This window comes from Micromonospora sp. NPDC049662, assembly GCF_040675055.1.
Lineage (GTDB): Bacteria > Actinomycetota > Actinomycetes > Mycobacteriales > Micromonosporaceae > Micromonospora.
Map to the genome: position 1 here is coordinate 20677 of NZ_JBFAOC010000046.1, position 18572 is coordinate 39248.

Annotated in this window: 13 protein-coding genes; 2 read left to right on the top strand and 11 right to left on the bottom strand. The window is 69.0% G+C overall.

The features are described from left to right. Positions 1–4 precede the first annotated feature (4 nt). Positions 5–982: a hypothetical protein gene (locus AB0J36_RS26295; RefSeq protein ID WP_357120809.1), complete on the bottom strand. Its 978-nt coding sequence runs from the start codon at positions 980–982 to the stop codon at positions 5–7. A gap of 5 nt (positions 983–987) precedes the next feature. Further along, positions 988–2262 (bottom strand): MFS transporter, encoded by a 1275-nt coding sequence (locus AB0J36_RS26300; RefSeq protein ID WP_357120371.1) that lies wholly within the window; start codon positions 2260–2262, stop codon positions 988–990. Positions 2263–2486: 224 nt separating this feature from the next. Between AB0J36_RS26300 and AB0J36_RS26305 the strand changes: the two genes are divergently transcribed. Continuing rightward, complete coding sequence (locus tag AB0J36_RS26305; protein WP_357120374.1) at positions 2487–3863, top strand: DNRLRE domain-containing protein; 1377 nt, start codon at positions 2487–2489, stop codon at positions 3861–3863. 196 nt (positions 3864–4059) lie between these two features. After that, complete coding sequence (locus AB0J36_RS26310) at positions 4060–5103, top strand: hypothetical protein (RefSeq protein WP_363661218.1); 1044 nt, start codon at positions 4060–4062, stop codon at positions 5101–5103. A gap of 108 nt (positions 5104–5211) precedes the next feature. On the opposite strand, the gene mmsB is transcribed toward AB0J36_RS26310, so the two are convergent. The 9 genes from mmsB to AB0J36_RS26355 all read right to left on the bottom strand — a co-directional run bounded on the left by mmsB (position 5212) and on the right by AB0J36_RS26355 (position 18447). Beyond that, positions 5212–6462 (bottom strand): multiple monosaccharide ABC transporter permease, encoded by a 1251-nt coding sequence (gene mmsB / locus AB0J36_RS26315; RefSeq protein WP_357120380.1) that lies wholly within the window; start codon positions 6460–6462, stop codon positions 5212–5214. Beyond that, positions 6459–7997 (bottom strand): multiple monosaccharide ABC transporter ATP-binding protein, encoded by a 1539-nt coding sequence (gene mmsA / locus AB0J36_RS26320; RefSeq protein ID WP_357120383.1) that lies wholly within the window; start codon positions 7995–7997, stop codon positions 6459–6461. The genes mmsB and mmsA overlap by 4 nt, the downstream gene beginning before the upstream one ends. 82 nt (positions 7998–8079) lie before the next feature. Beyond that, the gene (gene chvE, locus AB0J36_RS26325; RefSeq protein WP_357120386.1) at positions 8080–9225 is read right to left on the bottom strand and encodes a multiple monosaccharide ABC transporter substrate-binding protein; all 1146 of its coding nucleotides are present in this window, start codon (positions 9223–9225) and stop codon (positions 8080–8082) included. A 209-nt stretch (positions 9226–9434) separates the two neighbouring features. Next, a complete protein-coding gene (locus AB0J36_RS26330; protein ID WP_357120389.1) occupies positions 9435–10430 on the bottom strand; it encodes a LacI family DNA-binding transcriptional regulator in 996 nt (331 codons plus the stop codon). A 400-nt stretch (positions 10431–10830) separates the two neighbouring features. Continuing rightward, positions 10831–12966, bottom strand: coding sequence for an RICIN domain-containing protein (locus AB0J36_RS26335; RefSeq protein ID WP_357120392.1), 2136 nt, complete (start codon positions 12964–12966; stop codon positions 10831–10833). Positions 12967–13320: 354 nt separating this feature from the next. Then, positions 13321–14823 (bottom strand): L-arabinose isomerase, encoded by a 1503-nt coding sequence (gene araA / locus AB0J36_RS26340; protein ID WP_357171503.1) that lies wholly within the window; start codon positions 14821–14823, stop codon positions 13321–13323. A gap of 26 nt (positions 14824–14849) precedes the next feature. Next, positions 14850–15842, bottom strand: a complete 993-nt coding sequence (gene yjfF / locus AB0J36_RS26345; RefSeq protein WP_357120398.1) for a galactofuranose ABC transporter, permease protein YjfF — start codon at positions 15840–15842, stop codon at positions 14850–14852. Beyond that, positions 15839–16909 (bottom strand): ABC transporter permease, encoded by a 1071-nt coding sequence (locus AB0J36_RS26350; RefSeq protein ID WP_357120401.1) that lies wholly within the window; start codon positions 16907–16909, stop codon positions 15839–15841. Before AB0J36_RS26350 ends, yjfF begins: the two co-directional genes overlap by 4 nt. Continuing rightward, complete coding sequence (locus AB0J36_RS26355; protein ID WP_355050441.1) at positions 16906–18447, bottom strand: sugar ABC transporter ATP-binding protein; 1542 nt, start codon at positions 18445–18447, stop codon at positions 16906–16908. The genes AB0J36_RS26350 and AB0J36_RS26355 overlap by 4 nt, the downstream gene beginning before the upstream one ends. Between the last annotated feature and the right edge of the window lie 125 nt (positions 18448–18572).

An 18572-nucleotide genomic window follows, 5' to 3' on the forward strand; every position in this document is an offset into this window, starting at 1 on the left:
GTCGTCAGGTCAGCGGCGACGGCGACTCGGCGTTGGGGATCAGCAGTTTCGGCGTGCCGGAGCCGTCGGCGGGGACGCCGAACACGTCCGGCCGGCCGTCACTCTGGCGCAGCGTGTAGGCCAACGTCGCGTCGTCGAGCCAGGCCGCCTGGTCGTCCACGCTGGCGGTCTCCGCCGTCGCGGTGATCCGCCCGGACGCCAGGTCGAGCACGGACAGCCGCCAGCCCTTCCTGGGGTCCGCGTCGATCGCCTGTTTGAAGGCGATCCGGGTGCCGTCGGGCGACAGCGACGGGCACTCGACGTTCTCCCGCAGCGTCGCCACGGTCCGGGCGGCCACGTCGCCGCGTACCAGGTAGCGCTTGCCGCCGGTCGACATGGTCGCGTAGAACCGGTTGTCGTCGGCGGTGAAGGTCACGCCCCAGTAGTTGACGTCCGGGCTGCGGTAGGCGCGGCCGTCCCGCGTGACGGCGAACCCCTCCAACGACGGGACGGTCGCCCCGGTGACGGTGTCGAGGATGCCGGTGCGGGTGGAGAAGCCGCTCGCCGTGTAGGAGTCGCCCCCGACGAACGTCGTCCAGGAGACCATCCGGCCCGACGCCGAGACCCGGGCCCGGTTGGGCAGGCCCGGCACGCTCAGCGTCCGCCTCTGGTTCAGCGCCGCGTCGAGCACCACCACCTGGTACGACCAGGCGGTATCCGGCTTCAGGCAGACGCCGGTGCCGGCCGCCGCGTACACCCGCAGGCATTCCAGACCCGAGACGGTACGCGGCCCGGCGGGGTCGGCGGTGGCGACGCTGGAGACGTGCCGGTCGGTGACGGCCAGCAGGCGCGGGCCCGGCGTCAGCGCGACCGCCTGGTCCCCGGCGGCGGCCGCTGGCGGGGTCCGGGGCGGCTCGGCGGCGAGGGCCGCGTAGCCCACCGCCCCGCTGGCCAACAGCACCGCCGAGGCGGCCACCACACCGAGCTTGGCCCGGGTCGACATCGCGGTCACGAGGACACCCTCCGAGGGATCAGACGGGACGGGGAAGCCAGCAGGAGCACGGTGACCACCAGGACACCGGCGACGGCCACGGCCGCCGCGAGGACCGCCGTCCGCGGCCCCCAGGCCTGCCAGGCCAGACCGAACACGACCGAGGAGACGAGGTACGCGAGCGCCTGCCCGGTCTGCACCAGCGCGATCCCGGTGGTCCGCAGCCGCGGTGGCAGCACCGGTCCGGCGAGCGCGATGAGCACGCCGTCGGTGGCCGCGTAGAACCCGCCGTAGAGCGCCAGCGTGAGCACGAGCGCCGGCCAGCCGTGCAACGGCCCGGCCAGCAGCAGGTAGGTCGCGCCGAGGGCGACGTAGCCGCCCACCACGACCGGCAGCCTCCCGACCCGGTCGGCCAGGACACCGAGCGGGGCGGCGAGCAGCAGGTAGGCGAGGCTGGTGCCCACCGCCAGCAGGGGGAACCACCGCAGGCCCAGGTCCTCGCGGCGTTGCAGCACCAGGTAGACGAAGCCGTCGCCGATGGTGGCCAGGCCGAGCATCGTCGCGGCCAGCAGCAGCCGACGGGCCGGCCGGCTGCGCAGCAGGCCCCACGCCTCGCCGACGGAGACCCGGGGCTCGTCCGGCGCGTCGGCGGGCTCGCCGCTCGGGCGCTCCCGGACGAACAGCACGAGCACGACGACCGCCAGCGCGGCGACGCAGAAGCTGGTGACGAAGACCGCGTCGTACGACTGGCCGACGGCCAGCAGGACGGCGAACGCGGCGAGCGGCCCGAGGAACGCGCCGACGCTGTCCATGGCCCGGTGCACCCCGAACGCCCGACCCAGCGCCTCGGGCGGGGTGGAGAGCGTGATCAGCGCGTCCCGGGGCGCGCTGCGCACGCCCTTGCCGAGCCGGTCGACGGCGATGACCGCGCCGATGGCGGGGACCGACCGGCCGGCGAGCAACAGCCCGAGCTTGGCGACCGCCGAGAGCGCGTAACCGACACCGGCGACGAGCTTGCGCCTCCGGAACCGGTCGGCCGCGAAGCCGCCGACGACCCGCAGCAGCGCGGTCGCGCCGGTGTGGACGCCGTCGAGCACACCGAAGGCCACCGGGCTGAGTTGCAGGCCCAGCACCAGGTAGAGCGGCAGGACGGCGGCCACCATCTCGGCCGAGACGTCGGTGATCAGGCTGACCGTGCCGAGCGCGACCACGTTGCCGCTGACCAGGGCGAGCCGGCGGCGGCGCGGCCCGGGTGGGTCGGCGACCGGACGGGAGACGGTCGACAGGTACACGCGCATCTCCTGGACATCGGTGGGCGACGGTCAGCCATCGTGACGATCCGGCGCGAAGGGCCACAAGGGAGCACAGGCTGCGGGCAGGCGTGCGGTGGGTGAACATCCAGCAAACATCGAGATGTTTCACTGTCTGAGCGTACTGTTCACCTGGCGGCAGTGCGCCGGTTCATCGACCTTCCTACGTTCCTTGCGCTCTACACCCGCAAACGAAGGGGTCCTGGATGGACATTCGAATCGCCCGCCCACCGGTGACGGTCGGTACGGTCGCGGTGCTCGTCGCCGCCACCGCCGCCGTCGTCCTGACCGGCTCGGGCACGGCCGCCGCGGCGAGCGTGACGTTCACGCCGGTCGCCGACACCTACGTCCAGAGCGACACGGCATCCACCAACTACGGCACGTCCACGCAGGTCGTGGTCGACAACTCGCCCGCCCGGCGGATGTTCCTGCGCTTCACGGTGAGCGGCGTCAGCGGCACAGTGACCAGCGCCAAGCTGCGGTTGCGCACGATCAGCGGCAACAGCGGCAGCGACGCCGGCGGCACGTTCCGGAGGATGTCCAGCACCACCTGGTCGGAGACCGGCACCACCTGGAACAACCAGCCGGCCATCGACGGGGCCACCCTCTCCTCGCTCGGCGCGGTCGCCGGCAACACCTGGTACGAGGTCGACGTCACCGCCGCGGTCACCGGCAACGGCACGTACAGCTTCGGCGCCACCTCGACCAGCGGCGACGGCGCGTACTACGACACCCGCGAGAGTGGCGGCGACGCACCGCAGTTGGTGGTCACGACCGGTACCACGACGCCGCCGTCCGGTGACCCCGTCCTCGTCGGGGCCGGCGACATCGCCACCTCCGGCTCCGGCGACACGGCCACCGCCGCGCTGCTCGACAACATCTCCGGCACTGTCTTCACGACCGGCGACAACGTCTACGACAGCGGCACCGCGACGCAGTTCGCCAGCTACTACGAGCCCACCTGGGGCCGGCACAAGAGCCGCACCCGCCCGTCGCCGGGCAACCACGACTACAACACGTCCGGCGCCACCGGCTACTACAACTACTTCGGTACGACCGCCGGCCCGAGCGGCCGGGGCTACTACTCCTACGACCTCGGCAACTGGCACGTCGTGTCGCTGAACTCGAACATCAGCATGTCGGCCGGCTCCGCCCAGGAGCAGTGGCTGCGCGCCGACCTCGCGGCCAGCAGCAAGCCGTGCACGATCGCGTACTGGCACCACCCGCTCTTCACGTCCAGCTCCGACCACGCGCCGTCCACGTCGACGCGCCCGCTGTACCAGGCGCTCTACGACTACAACGCCGACGTCGTGGTGTGGGGCCACAACCACGTGTACGAGCGGTTCGGCCCGATGAACCCGTCCGGTAGCTACGACGCCAGCCGGGGCATGCGCAGCTTCGTCGCCGGCATGGGCGGCGCGGACCACTACGGCTTCGGCACCATCCAGCCCAACAGCGAGGCGCGCAACAGCTCCGCCTGGGGGGTTCTGAAGTTCACCCTGCACTCCGGCAGCTACGACTGGCAGTTCGTGCCGGTCGCCGGCCAGACCTACGCCGACAGCGGCACCGGTAACTGCCACTGACGGCCCGATCCCGCTGCGCCGTTCGCGGCGCAGCGGGACTCTCCGTACCTCAGCACCGCCGTGACCAGCGCCTGCCCGACAATGCCGTGATCTGCGGCAAACAGGCCCAAAGTTGTCCAAGAGCCGGTTGAACCGTCGCCGGGCCACCCCGTAGTACCTCGGTACCGATCAGGACACCTAACCGAGAGGTCTACCAGTGGCGGCACCATGGGAAGAGTACAACCAGAGCTGGTTCCAGTACGACGGGCAGGGAAGTGTCGTCGACACCCGGAATCGCAATCCCGACGTCAGCCCACGAGACACAATGGTCGCTCTCTGGGAGAACATTGACGTGACCCGGCAGCTGGCCATGGCCGTAAACCTCAGCCAGCAGGCCATTGCCGAGTTCAACAACGTCAGACACCTTCCGGAAGACGCCACGCAAATCCTGGAGCGTCCCGACCTCAGCAACGATCTATTGAACGACGCCGCGGCAAGGTTGGCGGAGAGCGTCGCAGGAATCGAGCGGGCGGCCTCTGCGATGGAGACGTCCGTCCGCTTACTCAACATGGCTGGGGAGCGGTGGAACTCTCACCAAGGCGACTCACCGTACAACGAGAATATCGTGACCCTTCAAGCGGCGCAGTCGAGGGATGCGATCAACTCTATCAATACTTTTCTGAACATAAACCGGATCGCCACCGGGGCGATCGATGAGGCGAGAACGCGTGGTGTGCAGCACCCGGATTTCGGCCAGGCGCGCCAAGCGGCGACCCGGAGCCTCGATGATGTCCACCTAATGTCATCTGATGTCAATGTCCTCCTGTACACGAACGAGCGCGATGTGCGCGGGGTGTCCGACCTGGGCTGGCAGACGACGCCCACCCGGAACGATCTACCTGACCAAACAGTCGACAGGCTGGCGAACACACTCAGCGGCGGGGTCTACACCGACTCCAACCCGCACGGCGCACAACACTTCTCCACCACCGCGAGGAATGCGCAGGTAGCACAGGAGGCCATGAACATCCTGAGTGATGCGGGATTTAGCGAGCACGCGATGGCGTGGCAGGCGTATCACGCCCGGCAGCAGCACACGGCCGACACATTTCCGAGCGTCCAGTTCTACCCCGAGGGCCAATGGTCGGGGCAGGCGAACAGCCGGTCGGTCGGCGGCCCGGCGGGCGAGTCCATCGCCGACGAAACTACGACCAGCCAGCGGCATGGTGCCAGACGGCGGGGTGCACGGCGCCGGCGATGACCTGACCGCGTGGGCTCACAGCCCAGTCTGCGACGGGGTTCGGCGACCGAGCGACGTGTGCCCCCGCCCTCGAGATGGGCGGGGGCACACGTGCGTGCGGTCAGGGCATCAGCGGGTGCCGGCCGCCCGGCGCTTGTTGTAGACGTCGAACGCGACGGCGACGAGCAGGACGAGCCCCTTCACCACCGACTGCGTCGACTGGTCGACGCCCATCAGCTGCATGCCGTTGCTCATCACCGCCATGATCAGACCACCGACCATCGCGCCGACCACGGTGCCCACGCCGCCGGTGACCGCCGCGCCGCCGATGAAGGCCGCCGCGATCGCGTCCAGCTCGAACATGTTGCCGGCCGCGGGCTGCGCGCCGTTGGACCGCGACGAGTAGATGACGCCCGCCACGGCCGCGAGGAAGCCCATGTTGACGAACATCCAGAAGTTGACGGTGCGGACCTTCACGCCCGACAGCGCCGCCGCCGAGAGGTTGCCGCCGATCGCGTAGACCTGACGGCCGAAGACCGTCCGCCGGGTGAGCAGACCGTAGACCAGCACCAGCGCCGCCAGGATGATCAGCACGATCGGCAGGCCCCGGGCGTGGGCCAGCTGCCAGGCGAAGTACATGATGACCGCGCCCACCAGGACGACCCGGGCCACGAACAGCGGGAACGACTCGACCGGCTGCTGGTAGCGGATGCGCGCCAGGCGGGTGCGGAAGCCGCTCACCGCGTACCCGGCCACGGCGATCGCGCCGATCAACAACGTGAAGGCGTCGAAGCCGTTACCGCCGAGCAGGCCGTTGAGGAAGCCCGCCGCCACCTTCTGGTACTCGGACGGGAACGGCGACAGCGAGATGTTGTCGAGCACCCGCAGGGTGAGACCCCGGAACAGCAGCATGCCGGCCAGGGTCACGATGAACGCCGGGATGCCGGCGTACGCCACCCAGAAGCCGTGCCACGCGCCGACCGCGATGCCGACGGCCAGCGCCGCGAGGACACCCAGCCACCACGGGTGCCCCTGCTGGATCACGAGGACGGCGGACACCGCGCCGGTCAGCGCGACCACCGAACCCACCGACAGGTCGATGTGCCCGCCGATGATCAGGATTACCATGCCGATCGCGAGGACCAGGATGTACGAGTACTGCAGGACGATGTTGGTGATGTTGCCGGGGCTCAGTGACACCCCGTCGGTCAGTACCGCGAAGAGCGCCAGGATGACGACCAGGGCGACGTAGATCCCGCTCTGCCGGAGGTTGTTCAGCACCAGGGCCCGCAGGTCGCTCGTCCCCGTGTGCAGAGCGGCGGCCGGGGCGGTGTCCGACGGTGTCGGGCGCTCCGTCGAAGGGGTTTTGATGCTGGTCATCCGACGAGCTCCTTGTCCTTTGTCATCAGCTCCATGAGGCTCTCCTGGGTTGCCTCGCTCACCGGCTTCTCACCGGTGATCCGGCCCGCGGCGAGGGTGTAGATGCGGTCACACATTCCGAGCAGCTCCGGCAGCTCGCTGGAGATGACGATCACCGCTTTGCCGGCGGCCACCAGCCGGTTGATGATCGTGTAGATCTCGAACTTGGCCCCGACGTCGATCCCGCGCGTCGGCTCGTCCAGGATCAGCACGTCCGGGTCGGTAAAGAGCCACTTCGACAGCACGACCTTCTGCTGGTTGCCGCCGGAGAGCTTGCCGACCACCGCCATCACGCTCGTCGTCTTGATGTTCATGTCCCGCCGGCTCGACTCGGCGACCTTGATCTCCTCGTTGCCGTTCACCCAGCCGTACTTGGCCAGCCGGTCCAGGGCGGCGGCGGAGACGTTGCGCCGGACGTCGTCGATGAGGTTCAGGCCGTACCGCTTGCGGTCCTCGGTGACGTACGCGATGCGGTTGTCGATGGCCTCCGCGACGTTGCGGGCGTTGACCTCGCGACCGTGCATGAAGAGCTTGCCCTTGATGTCGCGGCCGTAGGAGCGGCCGAAGACGCTCATCGCCAACTCGGTCCGGCCGGCGCCCATCAGCCCTGCGATGCCGACCACCTCGCCGGCGCGCACCGACAGGTTGACGTCCTCGACGACCATCCGCTCCTGGGTCGGGTGCCGCACCGACCAGTCCTCGATCCGCAGCACCTCCTCGCCGGGCGACGATTCGCGGTCGGGGTAGAAGCTCTCGATGTCGCGGCCGACCATGCCCCGGATGATGCGCTGCTGGTTGACGTCGTCGGCGCGCATGTCCAGGGTCTCCACCGTACGACCGTCCCGGATGACGGTGGTCGAGTCGGCGATCGCGGTGATCTCGTTGAGCTTGTGCGAGATCATGATGCAGGTGATGCCCCGCTCCTTGAGCTGCCGGAGCAGGCCGAGCAGGTGCGCCGAGTCGACGTCGTTGAGGGCGGCCGTCGGCTCGTCCAGGATGAGCAGGCGCACCTTCTTGGACAGCGCCTTGGCGATCTCCACGAGTTGCTGCTTGCCGACGCCGAGCTGGATCACCGGGGTCACGGGGTTCTCGTGCAGCCCGACGGACGCCAGCAGCTCCGCCGCCTCGGCGTTGGCCTTGTTCCAGTCGATCAGGCCGCTGCGGCCCCGGCGCTCGTTACCCAGGAAGAGGTTCTCGGCGATCGACAGGTAGGGCACCAGGGCGAGTTCCTGGTGGATGATGACGATGCCATTGGCCTCGCTGTCCCGGATGCCCCGGAACTGCATCGGCTTGCCGTCGAAGAGGATCTCGCCGTCGTACGAGCCGGATGGGTGGACGCCGGAGAGCACCTTCATGAGGGTGGACTTGCCGGCGCCGTTCTCGCCGCAGATGGCGTGGATCTCTCCCCGACGTACCGCGAGGTTGACATCCTCCAGCGCGGTCACTCCGGGGAAGGTCTTCGTGATACGACGCATCTCGAGGATGGTGTCGTCCATGGTCACTGTCCTCTGTCGGTCTGGACGTTGCTCGATCACGGCGTCGGGCCCGGCGGTCGCCCGCCGAGCCCGACGAGGTGACCTACTTCTTGGCCTGACCGGCGGCGACCTCTTCCGCCGTCCAGTAGCCGGAGTCGATCAGCGTCGCCTTGATGTCGTCCTTGTAGACGGTCGCGATCGGCAGCAGGTACGACGGAACGACCTTGACGCCGTTGTTGTACGTCTCGCTGTCGTTGGCCTGCGGCGTCTTGTCCTGCAGGAACGCCTCGGCGGCGTTCGCGGCCTGGTCGGCCAGCAGGCGGGTGTCCTTGAAGACGGTCGAGTTCTGCACACCGTCGTTGATCAGCTTGATCGAGGCGATCTCGGCGTCCTGGCCGGTCACCACGGGCAGCTTCTTCTTGCCGGTAGCGCTGTAGCCGGCGTTCTGCAGGGCGGTGATGATGCCCCGGGAGATGCCGTCGTACGGCGACAGGACCCCGTTGACGACCGAGCCGTCGTTGTAGCTGGAGGTGAGCAGGTCCTCCATGCGCTTCTGCGCGGTCTCCTGCTGCCAACGCAGGGTGGCCACCTGCTCCTTGGTGGTCTGCTTCGACTTCACCTTCAGCGTGCCCGCGTCCATGAACGGCTTGAGGGTGTCCATCGCGCCGCCGAAGAAGTACTGCGTGTTGTTGTCGTCCAGCGAGCCGGCGAACAGCTCGATGTTGAACGGACCCTTGGCCGTGCCCTTCGAGCCGTCCTTGTTCTGCAGGCCGAGCCCGACCAGGAGCGCGGTGGCCTGCGCCACGCCGACCTTGTAGTTGTCGAAGCTGACGTAGAAGTCGACGTTCTTGCTGCCGCGGATGAGCCGGTCGTACGAGATGACCGGGATCTTCGCGTCGGCGGCGGCCTGCAGCTGACCGCTGAGCGCCGTGCCGTCGATGGCCGCGATGATCAGGACGTCCGCGCCCTGGGTGATCATCTGGTCGACCTGCTGCGACTGGGTCGGGATGTCGTCGCCCGCGTACTGCAGGTCGACCTTGTAACCCTTGGACTCCAGCTTCGACTTCACCGCGTTGCCGTCGGCGATCCACCGCTCCGAGGTCTGCGTCGGCATCGCGACGCCGATCGTCAGGTCCCCCGGCTTCTTGTCGCTGGTGTTGTCGCCGCTGCCGGCGCCTCCACCACTGCACGCCGCCAGGCTCAACGCCAACGCCGCGCTACCGAGAGCAACCAGGAATTTCCTGCTCACGGGCCGTCTCCTCTCCCGATTCCCCCCGCCGACCGCCGGGGCCACCTGTCATCTTTCGGGTAGTGTTAGCGCTCACATAGGGCACGTCAACACCTGATCCGAAATACCGGTGTCACGGTCTCGTAACGGAGACTTCCTCACCCGCACGACCTCGCGCAACCCCTCCCGACAGTTGAGCGGCTGGCGCAGGTCACGAGGCATCGACGCGCTTAGCGGCGCGGCGGAGCGACACTGTCGCGGGCGACAAGTGTCGGCGCGATGGTCTGGCGCAGGGCGCCGCCGCCATTGCCGTTGCCCGACTCGATCTGGGTCAGCAACATCTGCAGACTCGCCCGCGCCACCGCGTCGAAATCCGGTCGGACGGTGGTCAGCGGCGGAATGAAGTACGCCGCTTCCGGCACGTCGTCGAAACCCACGACGCTGATCTCGGCCGGCACCTTGCGCCCGAACTCGTGCAGCGCCCGCAGCACCCCCAGGGCGAGGTGGTCGTTGGCCGTGAAGATGGCGGTCACCTCCGGCATCCGGGCGAGCATCTGCCCGCACCGGTAGCCCGACGCCGCCGACCAGTCCCCGTGCATGAGGGGCGGTGGCTCCACCCCCGCGGCGAGCAGCGCCGCACGCCAGCCCTCGATACGACCGGCGCTGTCGAACCAGTCGGACGGCCCCGACACGTGCCACACCGTGCGGTGCCCGGCGTCGAGGAGATGCTCGGTCACCGCCCGCGCGCCCGCCACCTGGTCGACCGTCACCAACGGCACCGGACGGTGCGGGTCACCGTCGACCGTCACCAGTGGAACGTCCTTGGGTAGCCGCTCCAACGCCTCGCCGGCCGACTCCACCGGCGCGATGACCACGATGCCGGCGACCCGGTGCGCCAGGTGCCGCTCGACCGCGGCCGAGATGGAACGGTGGTCCAGGTCGCGCACGCTGCCGACGCTGACGGCGAAGCCCTCCGCCGCGGCGGTCTGCTCCAGGGCGGCCAGCAGCGACGCCGGACCGTAGAGGGTCGTGTTCTGTGCCACCACGCCGATGACCTGGGACCGGCCGGTCACCAGGGCGCGCGCCGCGCCGTTCGGGCGGTAGCCGAGTTCGGCGATCGCCGCCCGCACCCGTAACCGGGTCTGCTCGCGCACGTTGGGGTGCCCGTTGAGCACCCGCGACACCGTCTGGTGGGAGACACCGGCCAGACGAGCGACGTCTGTCATCGCGGGACCGTGGACGGCCATTTCACTCCCCCCGCCTTCAACCCGACCCGCGGCCCGTCGACGTTGACTGGAGCGGCCCGGCCCGATCCCCCTCGCTCAGCCACCACGCCGGTGCTGAATCGCAGGTGACCAGCGCTGGATCGCCGACAGTCTACGCCAGCGATCGCCCCGGACACGGCACGGCTGAACGCGAAGACACGGCGTGTGCCAGGTCGCGCCGGAGTTCCGCGCGCACCTCGCGCCGTCGCCCTCGGCCGGAAGTGGCCGCAACGGGCCGCCGCCCCGCTCCAAGCTCCTGGACAGAGCGTGGAACAGGGCGGCGACTGGTCTGCTGCGACGACACGAACCCTCCCCCTGCGGGGTGGGCGATGCCGTCACCTCACTCGTTGTGTGACCGGCGTCACGGTGTGGTCAGGTCGAAGCGGCGGACGGCGACCGAGCCGCCGAGCGCCTGGGTGGCGTGGTTGAAGATGGCGAACCGGTAGCCCATGAAGAACTGCCAGTTGTTCGCCAGCGTCAGGGCGTTGCCGAAGGACGTGAAGTTCACGCCGTCGGTGCTGTACGAGAAGCGCGCCTGCCGGCCCGAGCCCGGTCTGATGTCGGCGTTGGCGCGCAACCAGATCCGTCCGCCGGAGATGGCGGTGCTCGCCGCCTCGCTGCCGGTGCTGGTGGTGTTCCAGTTACCGTCCATCGTGAGACCGTTCTGCATCACCAGACGCGTCGATCCGTTGTCCCGCTTGATGCCGATCCAGGCGGACGAGTTGCGCAGCACCGCCAGGCCGGTGCGGTCACCGTCGCGCATCGTGGAGTAGTCCAGCTCGATGGTGGCGGTGGAGGTGGGGCCCTGGATCCGGTGCGTCAACGTGTTACGCGCCGCGTACAGGTCGCCGGTCACGGTGGCGGTCTGCAGGTTCAGCCCGTTGTTGACCGACCAGCGGCTGTTGTCCGGGTTGTGGTTCCACTCCCACTGCGGGCCGAGGGTGGTGCCGGCGAACGTGTCGGTGCCCGTCAGCGGCTTCACCGCACGCGGCGGAGCGGGCAGGTTCGGCTTCGGGTAGGAGCTGCCCCACGCGCCGTTGACGGTCTGCAGCACCGGCCAGCCGTCGCTGGTCCAGGTGATCGGCGCCAGGGCCGGCATCCGACCACCGGGGTACGCGTCGACGAACGACATGTAGTACCAGTCGCCGTTCTGGGTCTGCACGAGACCGCCCTGGTGGGGCACGCCGCCGCCCGAGATGGGACCGGGCAGGTTGAGCAGCACCTGACGCTGCTCGTACGGGCCGAACGGGCCGTTGGTCGACTTCAGCACGTACTGGCCGTTGGCGGGCCGGGTGAGCCAGATGTAGTAGGCCCCGTTGCGCTTGTAGAACCGGGCGCCCTCCAGCGTGCCGATGCTCGACGGGGTCTGGTACACCTGCTGGGCGCGTACCTGGGACTTCCCGTCGGCGGAGAGCTGGGCGACGCTGATCGTGGTGTTGCCGTACGCCACGTACATGGTGTCGTTGTCGTCGATCAGCATGCCCGCGTCGTAGTAGCAGTTGGGGATGGTGGTGTGCTTGCTCCAGGTGCCGTCGACGGCCGACGCGGTGTAGATGTGCGTCTGCGCGAAGTCGATGCACCCGGCCCAGTAGTACGTGCGGTTGCTCGGCCGGTAGTTCAACGTCGAGGCCCAGATCCCGTCGACGTACGCGTTGCCGCCGCTCATGTCGTACTTCGAGCCGAAGTCGAGCCGGGGCACGGCGTGCCCGGCGTACTCCCAGTTCACCAGGTCATACGAGCGCAGGACCGGTGCGCCAGGCGAGTAGTGCATGGTGGACGACGTCAGGTAGTAGACGTTGTCCACCCGGATGATGTCGACGTCGGCGAAGTCCTGCCAGATGGCCGGGTTCGAGAACGTGCCGTTCGACGGTGGCGGCGTGGTGGGGGGCGGCGTGGTGGGCGGCGGCGTGGTGGGGTTGCCCCCGCCGTCGACGCGGACGAGCTGCCACTGCTGGTTGGTGCCGTTCCAGTCGTCGTACTGCACGATGTTGCCACCGTCGGCCGTCGAGGCGCCCTGCACCTCCATGACCTTGTTGCTGTTGCGGTTGACCAGGCGGACGTAGCCGCCGTCCGAGTCGGCAAGCCGGAACTGCTGGTTGGTCCCGTTGTTGTCCGACCACTGCACGATCGCCCCGCCGTTGGCCGTCGACCGGCCGGAAACATCCAGCACCTTGCCGGACAACCGCGACTTGACCCGGTAGTAACCACTACCGGAATCCACGAACTGCCACTGCTGCTGGTTGCCGTTGTTACGCGTCCACTGCGTGATCCGCGCGCCGTCGTTCGTGGCCAGGTTGTAGACGTCCAACGCCTTGCCACTGTTGCGGTTCACCAGGACGTACCACGCGCTCGTGTCGACGGTGGCGGCCGACGCGGGCGCCGCGGCCACCGCCACGGCCGCGCCACCGACCACCAGTGCCGTCGCGGCGACGGCCAATCTCGACAGCCAGTTGCGCCGGCGTGGCGCACCCCGGGGAACCCGACCGATGGAAAGCATGATCCTCCTCTGCTGACGCGAACCGTGCGGTCTGGGCCGGCGTCCGCGGCACCGGGCGGGGCACCGAGCTGACCACGCCCGGCCATGTGATCGCTAACAGCACGCCCCGGGCGTCACGGCACACGATGCCGACGACGGGGGGTTAGGACGCGTGCACGGCCGGACCAGGCAATGACATCGACCACCTTGGCTATAGACTGTGAGCGATAACATGCTCTTAGTCAAGGCGTAACACAACCGGCCCGCCGGCCTGCTAATGCACGCGGCAGAGCCCGGACGCAAACCCGAACGGGTGGTCCACCCCGGCCCGCAGGCAGGGGTGGACCACCCGGTTCAGCAGAGGTTCGGCGCAGGTCAGAAGCCGCGCGCCAGCCGGTAGTAGGCCTGGTTCCAGCGGATCTCGTCGGCGAAGCGGCGCGTCGTGGTCTCGGCGTCGATCACGACCAGCTCGGTCCGGCTCATCTCGGCCAGATCGTGCAGCTCCTCGGCGCCCACCGCCTGCGAGAGCACCGTGTGGTGCGGGGCGCCGGCAGTGATCCAGGACTCGGCGGAGACCGGCAGGTCCGGCCGCGGTCGCCAGACGGCGCGCGCCACCGGCAGCCGGCGCAGCGGCTGGGGCGGCGGCACGACGTCGATCTCGTTCGCCACCAGCCGGAACCGCTCCCCCATGTCGGCCAACCCGAGCACCACCGCTGGGCCGGGGGCGGCGTCGAACACGAGCCGCACCGGGTCCTCCCGGCCGCCGATGCTCAGCGGGTGGATCTCGACGTTGGGCACGTCGGACGCGATGGTCGGACAGACCTCGAGCATGTGCGCGCCGAGCACCACCTCCTGGCCCGGGGTCAGGTCGTAGGTGTAGTCCTCCATGAACGACGTGCCGCCCGAGACCCCCACGGACATCGCCTTGATGGTGTGCACCAGGACGGAGGTCTTCCAGTCGCCCTCGCCGCCGAAGCCGTAGCCGTCCGCCATCAGCCGCTGGACGGCGATGCCGGGGAGCTGACGCAGGCCGCCGAGGTCCTCGAAGTTCGTGGTGAACGCCCGGAACCCACCGGCCTCCAGGAAGGCACGCATACCCAACTCGAGGCGGGCGGCGTACCGCAGCGAGTCGTGCCGCTCACCGCCGGGAAGCAGCTCGGCGCCCACGCGGTAGGTGTCGCCGTACTCCTTGACCAGCTCGTCCACGTCGGCGTCGGCGACCTCGCCGACCACCTCGACCAGGTCGTTCACGCCGTAGGTGTTGACCGACACCCCGAAGCGCAGCTCCGCCTCGACCTTGTCGCCCTCGGTGACCGCGACGTCGCGCATGTTGTCGCCGAAGCGGGCCAGGCGCAGCGACCGCATCGCCGACCAGCCGGTCGCCGCACGGGCCCAGGCGCCGACCCGGGCGGTCACCCGCGGGTCGCTGACGTGCCCGGCGACCGTCTTGCGGGCCACACCGAGGCGGGTCTGGATGTACCCGAACTCACGGTCGCCGTGCGCGGCCTGGTTCAGGTTCATGAAGTCCATGTCGATGTCGTCCCACGGCAGCAGGACGTTCGCCTGGGTGTGCAGGTGCAGCAGCGGCGTCTGCAACGCGTCCAGCCCGGCGATCCACATCTTCGCCGGCGAGAACGTGTGCATCCAGGCGATGACCCCGATCGCGCCCTGGGCGGCGGCCTCCCGGCAGACCCGCAGGATCTCGCCGCTGTTGGTCAGGACGGGCTTCCAGACCACCCGGGCGGGAATCTGCGGCGAGTCGTCGAGCGTGGCCGCGATCTGGCGGGACTGCTCGGCGACCTGCCGGAGCGTCTCCTCGCCGTACATGCCTTGGCTGCCGGTGAGGAACCAGATCTCGGGTTCGGGGTGTGGTGCCATGGGGTTGCCTTCCGCGAGAGGGGCGGTCACTTGTAACGGATTCCGATGAGTCGCTGCAGGAGGATGAACGCGAAGAGCAGGCCGCCGATCACGATCTTGGTCCACCAGGAGTTGAGGCTGCCGTCGAACGTGATGAGGGTCTGGATCACACCCAGGACCAGCACGCCGAGCACGGTGCCGAAAATGTAACCCGAGCCGCCGGTGAGCACCGTGCCACCGATGACGACGGCGGCGATGACGTCCAGCTCCATGCCGACGGCGATCAGCGGCGCCCCGGAGAGGGTGTAGAACGACAGCAGGATTCCGCCGATCGCGGAGCAGAGCCCGCTGATCGTGTAGACGGCGATCCGGGTACGCCCCAGCGGCAGGCCCATCAGCAGCGCCGACTGCGGGTTGCCGCCGATCGCGTGGACGTTCCGTCCCAACCGGGTGTACGCCAGCACGTACGCGGCGACGAGCACCACGGCGAAGGCGATCAGCACGCTGATCGAGACGAAGTTGCCCCGGGGATCGCCGATCCGCTCCTGCGACATCCTGGTCCAGAAACCGTCGGTGATCGGGATCGACGAGTCCGAGATGAACGTGCACATGCCCCGGGCGAAGAACATCCCGGCGAGCGTCACGATGAACGGCTGGATGTCGAAGAAGTGGATGACACAGCCCATCAACAGGCCGAGCGTCGGCCCGATGAGCAGCGCGATCACGAGTACGAGCGCCGCCGGCAGGCCCTTCTCCAACAGCGCCGCCGACACCATCGCCGTCATGGCGACGACGGACCCGACCGACAGGTCGATGCCGCCGGTGAGGATCACGAAGGTCATCCCCACCGCGACGACGAGCAGGAAGCCGTTGTCGATGAAGACGTTGAAGATGACCTGGACGTTCGAGAACGCCGTGTACTGGGACACGCCGATGCCGTACATCACCAGCAGCAGGGCGAGCGTGGCCAGCACCGGCACCTGCCGCCGGGGCAGCCGGAACCGGGTACGGCGGGGGGCGGTGAGCGATCCGGTGGTCATGCCGGCACCTGCTCCTTCGGCTTGTCGGCGACGGGGCGCGGCGGCGGGGTGCTCTTCCGTCGCCGGCTGAACCGGGCCCGGAAGGCCGGCGCCTGGATGAGGCACACAGCGATGACGACCACCGCCTTGAACAGCAGCGACGTCTGCGGCGAGATGTTCATGGCGTACACCGTGGTGGTCAGGGTCTGGATGATCAGCGCCCCGAGAATGGTGCCGCTGAGGTAGAACCGGCCGCCGGCGAGGGACGTGCCGCCGATGACGACCGCCAGGATGGCGTCCAGCTCCACCCAGAGGCCGACGGCGTTGCCGTCGGCGCTGGACACGTTGGCCGTCATCATGAAACCGGCGACGGCGGCGCAGGCGGCGCTGAGCACGTACACGAGGAAGATGACCCGGTTGGACCGGATGCCCGCCAGTCGGCTCGCCTCGGCGTTGCCGCCCACCGACTCGACGATCATGCCGAGCGCGGTGCGACGGGTGAACGCGGCGACGAGCAGTGCGGCGGCGAGCGCGATGAAGATGGCCAGCGGCAGGGTCAGCAGGTGACCCAGCCCGATGGCCCGGAACGGCCCCGAGTTGATGGTGATGATCTGGCCCTGGGTGATCAGCTGGGCGAGGCCGCGACCGGCCACCATCAGGATCAGCGTGGCGATGATCGGTTGAATGCCGATCACGGCCACCAGCACCCCGTTCCAGGCACCCAGCACCAGCGAGATACCGAACGCCATCGCGAGGGCGGTCAGCACCACGGCGAGGCTGCTCTGGTCGGTCTGCTTGCTGATGTACATGCAGGCGACCGCGCCGCTGATGGCGCAGATAGAGCCGACCGACAGGTCGATGCCGCCGGTCGAGATGACCAGCGTCATGCCCAGCGCCACGAGGATCAGCGGGGCGCTCAGCCGGAGGATGTCAATCGGCGTGCCGTACAGGTGCCCGTCCTTGAGCTCGATGGACAGGAACCCGGGCCGGTAGATCGTGTTCGCGGCGAGCATGACCACCAGCACGGCGACGGGCCAGAACAGCCGGTGACCGATCATCGTCCGATAGCGGCCCTTCGTGTCGTTCATCGGTCCGCCTCCTCCCGGTGGGATCCACTCGCGATCGTCTGCATGATGCGCTCCGCGTCGAGGTCCTCGTTGTTGGCGAGCTGCGCGACCATCTGCCGGTCCCGCATGACCGCCACCTTGTGGCTGAGGCGCAGCACCTCCTCCAACTCGGCCGAGATGAACAGCACCGCCATCCCACCGTCGGACAGTTGCGCCACGAGCCGCTGGATCTCGGTCTTCGCGCCGATGTCGATACCGCGGGTCGGCTCGTCCAGGATCAGCAGCCGTGGCTCGGTGATCAGCCAGCGGGCGAGGAGCACCTTCTGCTGGTTGCCGCCGGAGAGGTTGCGAACCGGCACCTCCGGGTCCGCCGGACGGATGTTGAGCGCCTTGACGTACTTGTCGACCAGTTCGTCCTGGCGGCGGCGCGGGATCGGGCGCAGCCAACCCCGGGCGGCCTGCATGGCGAGGATCATGTTCTCGCGGACCGACAGGTCGGGGACGATGCCCTCGGCCCGACGGTTCTCCGAGCAGAAGCCGACGCCCTGGTCGATCGCCTGCGCGGGGGTACGCAAACTGCTCGACGTGCCGTCGATCGCGACCTGCCCACCGTCGGCCCGGTCGGCGCCGAAGAACAACCGCGCCACCTCGGTACGCCCCGAGCCCAGCAGGCCGGCGAGGCCCACCACCTCACCGGGGTGGATGGTCAGACTGAACGGCTCGACCGCGCCCGCCCGGCCCAGCTTCGACACCGCCACCAGGGGGGTGCCCTCCTCGATCGCGGCCAGGTCGCGCCGGGAGTGCTCCTCGATTCCCTCGAGGACGTCGAGCTCCTTGCCGATCATCTTCTCGACGAGGCCGAGTTGGGGCAGCTCGGCGGTCAGGTACTCGCCGACGAGACCGCCGTTGCGCAGCACCGTGATGCGGTCGGCGATCTCGTAAACCTGGTCGAGGAAGTGCGTCACGAACAGGATCGCGATGCCCTCGTCGCGGAGCTGCCGCATGATGCGGAACAACTGCGCGACCTCACCCGCGTCGAGACTGGACGTCGGCTCGTCCAGGATCAGCACCCGGGCCTGGATGTCGATCGCGCGGGCGATCGCGACCATCTGCTGGATCGCGAGGGAGTACGAGCCCAGCGGCGCGCTGACGTCGAGGTCGAGGTCGAGACGGCTCAGGAGCGCGCGGGCGCGGCGGCGGACCTCGCCCCAGCGGACGGCGCCGAACAGCCTCGGCTCACGTCCGATGAAGATGTTCTCCGCCACCGAGAGGTTGGTGCAGAGATTGACCTCCTGGTAGACGGTGCTCACCCCGGCGGCCGTCGCCTGCATCGGCCCGCTGAAGGACACCGGCTCGCCGCCGAGGGTGATCGTGCCGTCGTCCGTGTCGTAGACGCCGGTCAGCACCTTGATGAGGGTCGACTTCCCGGCGCCGTTCTCGCCCATCAGGGCGTGCACCTCGCCGGGGAAGAGCCGGAAGTTGACGTCGTGGAGTGCACGCACCCCGGGGAAGGACTTGCTGATCCCGGTCATCGTCAGGACCGGACGGCTATCCGTCATCCCATCAGACCTCTTCTGGGGGTTGTCGACGCGGATGGGCCGTTGCGCTCCCACCGCGCCCGCCCGGCCCTTCACCTGGGCTCGGGCGGGCGTGGCGCGGGTCGTCGCGGGTCATGCCCGGTCCG

Coding starts and splice junctions, on each gene's coding strand:
- AB0J36_RS26295 (WP_357120809.1), bottom strand. CDS start 982: ATGTCGACCCGGGCCAAGCTCGGTGTGGTGGCCGCCTCGGCGGTGCTG.
- AB0J36_RS26305 (WP_357120374.1), top strand. CDS start 2,487: ATGGACATTCGAATCGCCCGCCCACCGGTGACGGTCGGTACGGTCGCG.
- mmsB (WP_357120380.1), bottom strand. CDS start 6,462: ATGACCAGCATCAAAACCCCTTCGACGGAGCGCCCGACACCGTCGGAC.
- mmsA (WP_357120383.1), bottom strand. CDS start 7,997: ATGGACGACACCATCCTCGAGATGCGTCGTATCACGAAGACCTTCCCC.
- AB0J36_RS26330 (WP_357120389.1), bottom strand. CDS start 10,430: ATGACAGACGTCGCTCGTCTGGCCGGTGTCTCCCACCAGACGGTGTCG.
- AB0J36_RS26335 (WP_357120392.1), bottom strand. CDS start 12,966: ATGCTTTCCATCGGTCGGGTTCCCCGGGGTGCGCCACGCCGGCGCAAC.
- araA (WP_357171503.1), bottom strand. CDS start 14,823: ATGGCACCACACCCCGAACCCGAGATCTGGTTCCTCACCGGCAGCCAA.
- yjfF (WP_357120398.1), bottom strand. CDS start 15,842: ATGACCACCGGATCGCTCACCGCCCCCCGCCGTACCCGGTTCCGGCTG.
- AB0J36_RS26350 (WP_357120401.1), bottom strand. CDS start 16,909: ATGAACGACACGAAGGGCCGCTATCGGACGATGATCGGTCACCGGCTG.
- AB0J36_RS26355 (WP_355050441.1), bottom strand. CDS start 18,447: ATGACGGATAGCCGTCCGGTCCTGACGATGACCGGGATCAGCAAGTCC.